The organism is Paenarthrobacter sp. PH39-S1, from assembly GCF_030063245.1.
Taxonomy (GTDB): domain Bacteria; phylum Actinomycetota; class Actinomycetes; order Actinomycetales; family Micrococcaceae; genus Arthrobacter_M.
Map to the genome: position 1 here is coordinate 1 of NZ_JASISR010000060.1, position 11,284 is coordinate 11,284.

The 11,284-nt window shown below is 62.2% G+C and carries 8 protein-coding genes; 6 read left to right on the forward strand and 2 right to left on the reverse strand.

Annotation, left to right across the window (positions count from 1 at the left end):
* Nucleotides 1-374 precede the first annotated feature (374 nt).
* Together QMG52_RS20620 and QMG52_RS20625 are read left to right on the forward strand one after the other, a co-directional pair.
* Nucleotides 375-974 (forward strand): recombinase family protein, encoded by a 600-nt coding sequence (locus QMG52_RS20620; protein WP_283562291.1) that lies wholly within the window; start codon nt 375-377, stop codon nt 972-974.
* 1 nt (nt 975) lies between these two features.
* Complete coding sequence (locus QMG52_RS20625) at nt 976-3,930, forward strand: Tn3 family transposase (RefSeq protein WP_283562292.1); 2,955 nt, start codon at nt 976-978, stop codon at nt 3,928-3,930.
* A gap of 267 nt (nt 3,931-4,197) precedes the next feature.
* On the opposite strand, the gene QMG52_RS20630 is transcribed toward QMG52_RS20625, so the two are convergent.
* A complete protein-coding gene (locus QMG52_RS20630; RefSeq protein ID WP_283562293.1) occupies nt 4,198-5,661 on the reverse strand; it encodes a glycosyltransferase family 39 protein in 1,464 nt (487 codons plus the stop codon).
* Nucleotides 5,662-6,461: 800 nt separating this feature from the next.
* Between QMG52_RS20630 and QMG52_RS22495 the strand changes: the two genes are divergently transcribed.
* Both QMG52_RS22495 and QMG52_RS20635 read left to right on the forward strand, forming a co-directional pair.
* Nucleotides 6,462-6,554, forward strand: a complete 93-nt coding sequence (locus QMG52_RS22495) for a MerR family DNA-binding transcriptional regulator (protein WP_502920585.1) — start codon at nt 6,462-6,464, stop codon at nt 6,552-6,554.
* Entirely contained in the window at nt 6,551-7,492 is a 942-nt protein-coding gene (locus tag QMG52_RS20635) for an SDR family NAD(P)-dependent oxidoreductase (protein WP_283562294.1), read from the forward strand. The genes QMG52_RS22495 and QMG52_RS20635 overlap by 4 nt, the downstream gene beginning before the upstream one ends.
* 89 nt (nt 7,493-7,581) lie before the next feature.
* Here the strand turns inward: QMG52_RS20635 and QMG52_RS20640 are convergent, their stop codons facing one another.
* Nucleotides 7,582-8,655: a DNA polymerase IV gene (locus tag QMG52_RS20640; protein WP_502920586.1), complete on the reverse strand. Its 1,074-nt coding sequence runs from the start codon at nt 8,653-8,655 to the stop codon at nt 7,582-7,584.
* Between the two features lie 614 nt (nt 8,656-9,269).
* Here QMG52_RS20640 and QMG52_RS20645 point away from each other — a divergent pair.
* Both QMG52_RS20645 and QMG52_RS20650 read left to right on the forward strand, forming a co-directional pair.
* A complete protein-coding gene (locus QMG52_RS20645) occupies nt 9,270-10,703 on the forward strand; it encodes a flotillin family protein (RefSeq protein WP_283562295.1) in 1,434 nt (477 codons plus the stop codon).
* Between the two features lie 9 nt (nt 10,704-10,712).
* A complete protein-coding gene (locus tag QMG52_RS20650; protein ID WP_283562296.1) occupies nt 10,713-10,973 on the forward strand; it encodes an NfeD C-terminal domain-containing protein in 261 nt (86 codons plus the stop codon).
* Nucleotides 10,974-11,284 lie beyond the last annotated feature (311 nt).

The following is an 11,284-nucleotide window of genomic DNA, read 5'->3' on the forward strand; positions in this document are numbered from 1 at the left end:
CAAGGACCTGTCGTCAGCCTGACGCCGCCAACGAAGAACGTCAAGGACCAAACCAAGAAACCCAGAAAAATCAGGCCCGTCGTCAGGCAACGCGACCACCCACGGTCATCCACTGCGACGCGCAACACACTACTTGGTCCTCGAAGTATCAGGGGTGGCTTGTGGGAAAGTGAAAAATCGTGGGTTAGCGTTTTTGGGGTTTTGTTGGTGTCCGGTTATCGGTCATTTTTGACACAAAGGGTGGATCCTCTTCGCGGTCAGGATTGGACCGCGGGATTTCAGGGTTCTCAGAGTCAATTTTTGTATCGAAAATCAGTGTCTGATTCTATGTGTCAATTTACTGTTTGGTTCACGAGTACTGATACGTTCACTTGATGGGTCATTTTCTGGGATATGCGCGAGTTTCGACGAGTGATCAGGATGCAGCGCTTCAAATCGATGCATTGGTAGCGGCAGGCTGCTACCGGATCTTCACGGATAAGGCTTCGGGGTCCCTTGAATCACGTCCCGAGCTGGACAAGCTTATTGACCAGATAAGGCCTGGAGATACCTTGGTGGTGTGGCGATTGGACCGCTTGGGGCGGTCGCTTCGGAACCTGATTGACCAGGTCACCGTGCTTCACCAGCGTGATATCGGCTTCAAGTCGCTGCAGGAGACCATTGACACGACATCATCTGGTGGGCGATTGGTCTTCCATGTTTTTGGTGCTTTGGCGGAGTTCGAGCGCGATCTTATCCGGGAAAGGACTAATGCCGGTCTGGCGGCAGCCCGGGCGCGTGGTCGCACTGGCGGGCGCCCGGGCTTACTAACCAAGGACAAACTCACGACAGCGAAGCGCCTATATGAGCAGCAAGAGATGACCGTAGAGAAGATCGGTGAAGTTCTCGGGGTCAGCCGCTCCACTATCTATCGCTCGCTGCGGCAGGAAACAGGCTTGAGTCCGCGGCGTCGTTCCTCATCCGAGGAGGCCTAAATTGGCTCTTCGTCCAATGCTCAGTGTTGCCGAGCGTGATGCGCTGCTGAGCATTCCAGCAGGATCTGACGAACTTGCCGCCTACTACACTCTCAGCGAGGCAGATTTGTCACTGGTCCGCCAGCGTCGTGGTCAGGGGAACAAGCTGGGTTTCGCGGCTCATCTATCTCTGCTGCGGTACCCAGGTTTCGTTCTGACCGAGGAAACGATGGTGCCGGAGGCCTTCATTGCCTGGATAGCTGGGCAAATTGATGTACGACCTGATGCCTGGCTAGGGGTCGGTGGAAACGAAGAGACACGACGGCAGCATTCCCGCGAGCTTCGCGCCTTTCTTGGGCTGGATTCATTTGGACTCAACCAGTACCGAAACTTGGTGGAGGAGATCGCCTCGGTTGCTTTGAACACGGACAACGGTACCGTGTTGGTCGAGCACGCGCTGGAGTTCTTGCGATCAAAAAGTATTGTTCTCCCCGGCATCAGTGTGATCGAGCGTGCCTGCGCCCAGGCTCTTACCCGGGCAAACCGTGGCATTTTTTCCTCCTTGGGCGAGCAGCTTACCCCGGATTGTCGGAAACGGTTGGATGGGCTGCTACTGCGCCGTGTGGATAGTTCATTGACGGAGATCGGCTGGCTTCGGCAGGCGCCCTTGAGACCCAACGCCCGCTCCATGCGTGAGCACATCGACAGACTGTCCAGTTGGCGTGCACTTGCCCTTCCCTGGGAAGCAGGCAAACTCGTACACCGGAACAGGCTATTGAAACTTGCCCGTGAAGGCGCATCCATGACCGTGGCTGACTTGTCCAAGTTCGAACCAACCCGCAGATACGCAACATTGTTTGCCATGGCTATTGAGGGCATGGCAACTGTCACCGACGAGATCATCGAACTGCACGACAGGATCATGGGCCGACTGATCCGGACAGCACAAAACAAGCAAAATCAGGCCACCCTGGCGTCCCGCTCCACGGTTGACACCATGATGCGTCTTCATTCACGTCTGGGCGATACCCTCTTCCAAGCCAGGGAAAACGGTGAAGATCCCTTCGCCGCGATCGAGTCCACTATCGGCTGGGAATCATTGGCCGAAAGTATCGCCCAAGCCAAGGATCTGACCCGACCAGTTGCCACCGACCATCTAGCCCTGGTCAGCACCCAATTCACCACCCTGCGCCAGTACACGCCCGCATTTCTTGCCATCCTTGATCTCCACGCGGCCCCGGCAGCGCAAGAGCTGCTGGAAGCGATCAATGTCATCCGGAGCATGAACACTACCGGCGCCAGAAAAGTCCCTGACGGCGCACCCGTATCGTTCATCCGTCCACGATGGAAACCACTCGTGCTCACCGATGACGGTATAGATCGTGGCTTCTACGAATTCTGTGCCCTCACGGAACTAAGGAACGCGTTGAGATCCGGAGATATGTGGGTCACCGGATCCCGCCAATTCCGTGACTTCGATGACTATCTCCTGTCGGGCCGTGATTACACGGCAGTGAAGAACGCCGGGGCCCTGCCCCTTGTCACCGCTGACGGCGGTGAACAGTATCTCAAGAACCGGCTTGGCCTCCTCACTGAACGATTGCGCCAGGTCAATGAGCTCGCGTCCCGTGATGAACTACCAGGTGTGCTGGTCACCGCGAAGGGTGTGAAGATCACACCCTTGGAAACGATCGTTCCAGCGCACGCTCAACCCCTGATTGACCAGGCAAGCGCCATGTTCCCTCGAATCCGGATCACCGATCTATTGATGGAAGTTGACGGCTGGACAGGATTCACCCGCCATTTCACCAACCTCAAATCCGGCCAACCCTCTAAAGATAAACAGCTTCTTCTCACTGGAATCAACCTCGGACTGACGAAAATGTCCGAGTCCTGCACTGGTGTTACCTACGCCCAACTGGACCGCCACCAAGCCTCCTTTATTAGAGATGAAACCTACAGTGCCGGCCTTGCGGAACTCGTCAATGCCCAGCACAAACATCCCTTCGCCGGACACTGGGGAGACGGCACCACATCCTCCTCGGACGGACAGCGATTCCGTGCCGGAAGCCACGCAGAATCCACTGGTCATGTGAACCCCAAATACGGTGCCGAGCCAGGCAGGCTGGTTTACACCCACATCTCTGACCAGTACTCGGCTTTCCACAGCAAACTCATCAACGTAGGTGACCGCGATGCGACCTACGTCCTAGACGGATTGCTTTACCACGAATCCGAACTGCAAATCCAGGAACACTACACCGACACCGCCGGTTTTACCGATCACCTCTTCGCGCTCATGCAGCTCCTTGGCTACCGGTTCGCACCCAGGATCCGCAACATCGGCGACACCCGCCTCTACGCACCCACCAACGCCCAAGACCTCTCGACATTGGCGCCACTGATCGGAGGAAGCATCAACACCAAAACCATCGCCGCGCATTGGGATGAAATCCTCCGGCTGGCCACCTCCATCAAGACCGGCACGGTGACCGCTTCACTCATGATGAGAAAGCTCAGCGCTTACCCGCGCCAAAACGGGCTCGCCTTGGCCTTGCGGGAACTTGGCCGCATCGAACGAACCCTCTTCCTTCTTGACTGGCTCCAATTTCCGGAACTACGCCGCAAAGTCACTGCCGGGCTAAACAAGGGAGAGGCCCGCAATACACTGGCCCGGGCCGTGTTCTTCAACCGCCTCGGGGAGATCCGCGACCGTTCCTTCGAGCAGCAGCGCTACCGAGCTTCAGGGCTGAACCTCCTCACCGCTGTCATCGTTCTCTGGAACACGGTCTACCTCGACCGCACCATCACCACCCTAGATACGAAGAACCAGACGACCACCGCCCCGGAAACCCTGCGATTCCTCTCTCCCCTTGGGTGGGAACACATCAACCTCACCGGCGACTACACCTGGCCCCGCACCAACCACATCAAACCCGGCAAATTCAGGCCACCCCGGCGACCAATAAAACGCTAACCCACGATTTTTCACTTTTTCACAAGCCACCCCTACATCCGCTCGCTGTGATCTTCTTTCGGGTAACGAGGTGCCCGGTGAGCGTTCCCTCTCCGGCACCCGAGCTGGGTTGGGATCCGGTCTCGATCGCACGGTCACAGCTGTCGGCAAACGCCATGTTGGGGTCCGACTCGTCGGACTCGCCGCGCGGGGGCCAACTGGACGTCGTTGCGAACCAGGACGCGTCGTCCTCAACACCCCGGCCGTTCTTGACAGGCACCGCCCGTGCTATCCGAGTTTGTTGACCTGCGGCCAGAGACGGGTCCATGACATTGTGCGTCCGGTGCACCACTGGACGGGGGCGCCGTCTTCTGAGTTGTCGACGCCGGATGGGCTGTGCAGTCGCGCGCGCAGGGTGCAGGTGGCGTACCAGGTGCGCAGTTGCGCTGCCGGGAAGTCGCCGACGACGACGGCGTCGGTCGCCGACTCCGGTGGTGGACCCCAGTACCAGAAGGCGTTGTCCCCGGAGTACACCGGCGGCAGTGCTGTCTTGCCGCCGGTTCGGGCAAGAGAGAGCGCGCCCGCCTCCCCGTAGTTGGATGCCAAAACGACCGTGTGCGATTGCTGCCCAGGCGGGAGCGCTGCGGTCACCGTGTTCACCGTGCGGATATACCCCTCCCAGCCAACGGTCTCGCCCATGTCCGGGTTCGGGCCCATCCCCACCGTGAACAGTGCGGAGCCCACCGGAAACACGGGCAGGGTCAGACCGACGGTGATGATGATCGAGACAGCCACCAGCACGCCACTTAGGATCCGGCGCCAGGGGCGCCGACGCGCCCAATCCACCACGGGCCCCGCCCCGGCGGCCATCAACGCCGGATAGAACGCGGCCGGGTAGTACGCCTTACCGCCACTGACAAGCATTAACGCCAGGAAGATGAGGAAACCGGCAGCCAGCCAGCCGTACCGGCTACGCCGCCAGGGCATCCGCAACAGCCGCACCACACCGATGATCAGCACAATGCAGATCATCGGCCCGATCTCCAGCGCCGTCACCGGGATCAGACTCTCGCGGGGCGTGGAGGACCCCGACCCGCCGCTCGCGATGTCCTGGGCGATGGTCAGCTGCGGCCAGCCGTGGGCGGCCTGCCAAAGAAGGTTGGGTGCGGCCAGTACCGCTGCGATCACGGACGCTAGCCACGGCTTGACGCTGGCCAGGGGCCGGCGCGGACCAAGAACCAGGACGCCGGCCAGACAGCACACCATCACCAGGGCCGCGAGAACCTTGATCTCCATGGCCACCCCTGTCAGAACACCGAAGCCGATCCACGGCGGCCAACGCTGCGGATCCGAGCGTAACGCCCGGATCAGCATCCACAACGCCGCGGCCGTCGTGAGCATGTCGAAGACGGTGGTCCCGAATAAGTGCCCGGTCGCCAGCACGATCCCGAGCAAAGCCGTTGCTGCGGCTGCGCCAACCTGATGAGCCCGCGAACTCGAGAACTCCCGCCCGATCAGCCCACCAATCACCACGTAACTTCCGGCGGCCAGTGCCGGCAGAAGACGAAACGCCCACAAGTTCCCGCCAACCAACGCATACCAACCCGCCGCCAAGTACGGAACGAGCATCGGATTATCCGGCGCCGCGATCGCCGGATGCTGCCCGGTGACCACGAAGTAATACTCGTCACGGTGAAACCCATACCGCCCCGCGACCACCATCAGGCCGACCACTAGCAGGCCCGCGATCACCAACACACCCGATGGCAACCGCGCACCTCGAGTCTGAACAACCCGAACCATCACTGTGCAAGCTTAAGCGGGCAGCGCACAGCTGAAAAGGATTCGTGGGGCAGCCATAAGTCAAATTTTCTTCACGACACCGTGACGCTGTGGATCGTGGTGCGGATATAAGGTCGTGAGCGAGGAACCAAGTCCTATCCATATCTTCAGATCAAAAGAGGCGAGCTGACCGGGCGTTGATCGCGCAGGTCGGGTCGCTATTGCGGACGCTTGTGGCTCAAACAGCGACAGGGTGGAGCCGCCTTCCGCTCGCGAAGTGGTGGACCTACTTCGCGAGATAGTTGACGCTTCGAGCAGGCCAATGCATGTCTGGACGTGGCCATCGATCGCGATCAGGTGGTCGGGGCGGGCTATTGGCGTCGCTATTCACGACCGACGCATCAGCCTCATGTCGACATTGAGAAGCTCGCGGTCTCTACCAGCGCACTGGGCCGCCATCTCGGTCGCCGACACATGAGGAGCTGTTGACCGCAGCAGGACAGGCGAGGGCTGAAGTGGTCACTCTCCATCTGCGCGCTGATAACCGCAGGGCGATGACGAGCCACGCCCGGACGCAAGGCCATCGGAGGAGCCTATCCCGCAGGGCGTTCCCCTCTGGTACGCCGCCGATTCGGAGCCTCAACGCCGCCCCGTTGGTTTCAGCCGCTCCGTCGGCCGAGCCTCATGCGGGAAACATGTGGAGGGGAGAGGGAGCCCGGAGTTGACTCTGACCCCAAGGGCAGGGTTTAACGTGAGAGCAGGAGGTATTAATGCGCATAGGTGAGTTGGCCGAGCGGGCCCAGGTCTCGATCAAAGCAGTGCGCTATTACGAGCAGTTACGCCCGCCGACGATCGCCCGATGAGCACTGATCTCAGCGGTCGCGTCGCCGTCGTTACCGGAGCCGCTGGCGGCATGGGGCGGGTGATCGCGACCGAGCTCGCCCGCGCCGGCGCCACCGTCGTCGCGCTCACCCGCACCGCCACCAGCGGGGACGAGCTCGTCCGGGAGATGCTGGCAGGGACCGACAGCCGGCGGGTCCAGATCGTCGTCGCAGACCTCGCCGTCCAGGCGGACGTGCGCCGCGCCGCCGCGGAGGTGGCTGCCCACCACCAGGCTGTGCACCTGCTCGTCAACAACGCCGGAGCGCATTACCGCCATCACCAGATCAGCCCGGACGGCATCGAGATGAACCTGGCAGTGAACCACCTCGCCGGCTTCCTCCTCACCGAACAACTGCTGCCTCAGCTTCGAGCCGGGTCCCCCTCCCGCGTCATCAACGTCGTTTCCGCCGCCATGGCCGACACCCGCCAGATCAAGCTCCGCCGACGGCCCCGACCCGTAACACTGGAGGCCACCGATCTCCTAGCTCCGCAGCGCCTTAGCGCCGAGCAGGGCTACGATCCGTTCACCGCCTACGCCCGGGCCAAGCTGCTGACCCTCATGTGCGGCTACGTGCTCGCGGAGCGGCTCCGTGCTGACCGCGTCACCGTCAACGCCGTCCACCCCGGCCTGGTCGCCACCGGCCTCATCGGCGACGTCGCCCCGGCAGCGTTCCGGCCGTTTCTGGGACTGCTCCAAAGCGCTTTGCTCACCCCGGAACAGGGAGCCGCCAGCCCGTTGCACCTGGCCGTTGATCCCCAGCTGCAGCAGGTCACCGGCGCCTACTACGAGCGCACCTGCCCGCGCCGCTCCCCTCCGATCTCCTACCACCGCGACCTACAGCAACTGGCCTGGGCCGCAAGCCAGACCCTGACCGGGCCACAGCCTTCCCCGTCTGACATGGGACCCTCTAAGCCTTAAGGGCCGGATTGGCCCGGCTGCCCTGCTGTGGCTACGCTCAATGGCCCTGTAAACGGTGGATCGGCCGACCGAGGAAAGGAGCGACGCCGTCACCAACCGCTGCGCGTTGGCGTATGTCCCTTTCGGGCATCGTCAGACATTGCCATTTCGGCCCGCAGGCCCAGGAGTCGGATCGACCGGCCCGCTTCGATTCCGGCTGCGAGGTCCAAGACCTGCGTGAGGATTTCGTTCCAATCGAAGGTCTCGGGAATCTTCCTCGCGTGGGTCTTGGTGGAGAACGGCGCGTAACGAACCTTCAGGGTCAGCCCAACCACGGGCCGTCCTTCGGCCACAACATCCTCGAGGACACGCGCTGTCAGCTCCCTCACGGCGTCGTCCACCTGGGCAGGCTCGGTCAGGTCGCGCTGGAAGGTGGTCTCCCGGCTATGCCCGCGGGCAACCCACGGGGTGTCATCCACTACGCTGGCGCCGTCCCCACGTCCGAGCTCCGCGTACCAAGGACCCATCTTGGGGCCGAACTCCGGGACCAGGTCCTGCGGGTCGGATGCGGCGAGCTCGCCGACTGTGCTGATGCCGAGTTTGACCAGTCGGCCCGACACTTTGGTTCCGACGCCCCACAGGTCCTTGGTGGGCCGACTGCCCATGACGTCGAGCCAGTTTCCGGAAGTGAGACGGAAGACGCCGGCCGGCTTGCCGAAACTGGTGGCGACCTTGGCTCGGACCAGGGTGTCGCCGATGCCCACACTGCAGTGCAGCTGCGTTCGCTCGAGGACAGCGGCCTGAACCTGCCGGGCGTAGGCTTCCGGATTCTCTGTCTCAATGCCTACAAAGGCTTCATCCCAACCCAGCACCTGCACGGTGGCACCGGGCTGCGCGCGCAGGGTAGCCATCACAGTTTCAGACGCCGCGAGGTAAGCCTCCTGATCGACGGGCAGGATCACAGCGTCTGGCACTTTCCGGGCCGCAATGCGTAAAGGCATTCCGGAGCCCACGCCGAACGCCCTGGCTTCGTAGGATGCGGTCGACACCACGGCTCGTTCCGTGGGGTCGCCCCGACCGCCGACAATGATCGGCTTGCCCGCAAGCTCTGGCCGCCGGAGCACTTCGACCGCCGCGATGAACTGGTCGAGATCGACGTGCAGCACCCACCGGATTCCGTTCACGCCACCAGTCTGCCCTAAACATCCCGGGCAAGCATCTGCCCTCCACCGAGCCTGGCCGCTGAGCCTGCGGCCTCCTGAGCTTCTTTGAATTCCAGCGCCGAACACCACCACAGGTAAACGAGCTCTAGATAGTGCTTCGAGGAATGCAGATAAGTCTTGACCTGCGGCCATCAGGCGCTCCCTGAGTCTCTTCCGTGCCGGGCCGACCATGTTCGCGCCAGCGCGAACTTCTCTCCCGAGCTGCGTTCCACCGGCGGCTGAGCGCGTCCAAAGCCCGCGATCGCGCCCAGTGATTTCCCGCCCTGCAAAGACCGCCGCTTCCTCAGTTTCCGCAAACTGAGGGAACGTCCTTTTCGTGCGCCCTGACGTTCGGCCGGGCGAGCCTCAAGCGCGCCCGACGACGTAGACCAGGTACCGTCGTCGTCTGCCAGTTCCGTTGCAGCAGGCAAATATCAGGCAGGCTATGGACTCTTGAGCGGGGCCCAATCAGACTGTCTACAACAGCTGTCCCGGCAGGCCTGAATTACCCGTATTTCGACCGGTCGGGAATGGACAGCTGCACTTATTGGGGCTTTGCCGCGATGCCCGTTCCACACCCTTGAAAGGACCTGGTCATGCCGGACTTCTCAGCATTCTTCCCGCTTATTGCCACCATCTTGGCGGTGCTTTTTGCCGTGGGTTTTATTTGGGTGGCAACAAAACTGATGTGGAAGGTGGCTGAACCCAACGAAGCCCTCATCATCTCCGGGCTGACCCGTGGAACCATTGAATCCCGGGCCGGGATGGATTTTAAAATCGTCACGGGCAAGGGTGCACTGGTCCTTCCCGGCCTCCAAACGGTGCGGACCTTGTCGCTCACATTGAATGAAACTGAGCTCAAAGTTTCCTGTGTTACCTCGCAGGGCATCCAGGTAATCGTGGAGGGCGTGGTCATTTACAAGATCGGCGACGCCCCGCCCTTCATTGCCAATGCGGCACGGCGCTTCCTGGGCCAGCAACCCAAAATGGAAAGCCAGGTGTATAACGTCTTTGAGGGCCACCTGCGCTCCATCATCGGCAGCATGACCATGGAGGAGATCATCCGCGAGCGGGACAAGCTCGGTTCGCAGGTCCGCAGCGCCAGCGGCGTGGAGATGGAAAAGCTCGGGCTCGTGGTGGATTCCCTGCAGATCAAGGATCTGCAGGACCCCACGGGGTACATCCAGAACATCGCGAAGCCGCACATCGCGCAGGTGAAGATGGAGGCCCGAATCGCCGAGACCACCCGCAACCGTGAAGCAGCCGAGAAGGAAGCGGAGGCCGCGGCGCTGATCGCAGACGCGCAGAGCCTTTCAGCAATCAGGCAGTCGGTGGCGCAGGCTAACGCCGAGCGCGCCAAGGCCAACGCAGCCCAGGCCGGCCCACTGGCCGACGCCACGGCGCGGCAACAGGTGGTGGTCCAGGAAACCGAAGTCGCCAAGCTCGAGGCGGACCGGGAAGAGCAGAAGCTCCAGACCACCGTCCGGAAACCCGCCGACGCCAGAGCCTACGCCAAGCGCACCGACGCGGAAGGCCAGAAAGCGGCCGACATCAGCGCCGCCGAGGCACTTGCACGCCGCACCGAGCTTGAAGCCCAAGCCAACGCCCGCCGGACGGAACTGCAGGCCCAAGCGAATGCCACCGCCGCGGCTGCCGCTGCCGGAGCCACCAAGGTCACCGGCGAGGCCGAAGCCGCGGCCACCAAGGCCAAGGGTGATGCCGCGGCCTCCGCGATCAAGGCCAAGGCGCTGGCCGAGGCAGACGGCATCAAGGCGCGGGCCGAGGCCTTGGGGACCAACCAGGACGCGGTGATATCGCAGCAGCTCGCCGAAAACATGCCCGCCATCATCGCCGCAGCGGCCGAGCCGTTCTCACACGTGGGCCAGATGACCGTCCTGAACGGCGGCGACGGCGTCAACAAGATGCTCGGCGGAATCCTCGCCCAGGCGGGCGACTACCTTCCCGCCCTCGCGTCCGCGCTCAGGAACGGCCAAGAAGCCAGGCGCCCACCCAAAGCACCGGGCGCATAGGGACACCGGATGCACAAGGACGTTGACCGGAGCCTGACAGGCACGATCGGGCGGGTGACCGGGCGCATCGGACCCGGCACCATCGGCGAAGTTATGCTGCCCTACCTTGGCGGCACCATGGCCTTCCACGCTCACCCGTTCAACAAAACGAGCGGCTTCGCAGTGGATGATGAGGTGCTGGTGATCTACTTCGAGCCGCCACAAACGGTTTATGTGGACGAGCTTCCGGACGTGTTGAGGCACGGCGCTGACCCTGACGCGACCGGCTGATTCGGACCCCACCTTTCCCGCCACTCCACCCACGGCCGAAGGGTTCCTCGACTCGCGCCCGGCGTTCGGCCGATGGTCGGTCAGAGTCCGCACCTTCTAAACGCTGGCACACCTAAACGCTGGCACACCTAGTAGAGCTGAATGGACGGCCAGGGCGGAAACATTACGCTCGTAACTTGATCCGCTAGACGATATGAGGTGGGGGTGGTTGGGTTTGCTGCCCGTCCGGGGCGGCCATTGTCGCCGGGCGGTCCCGTGGCGCCGGCTTGATGCTGGCATGTTGCCGTCGCTTTGAAGGCGGCGCCGCGGGG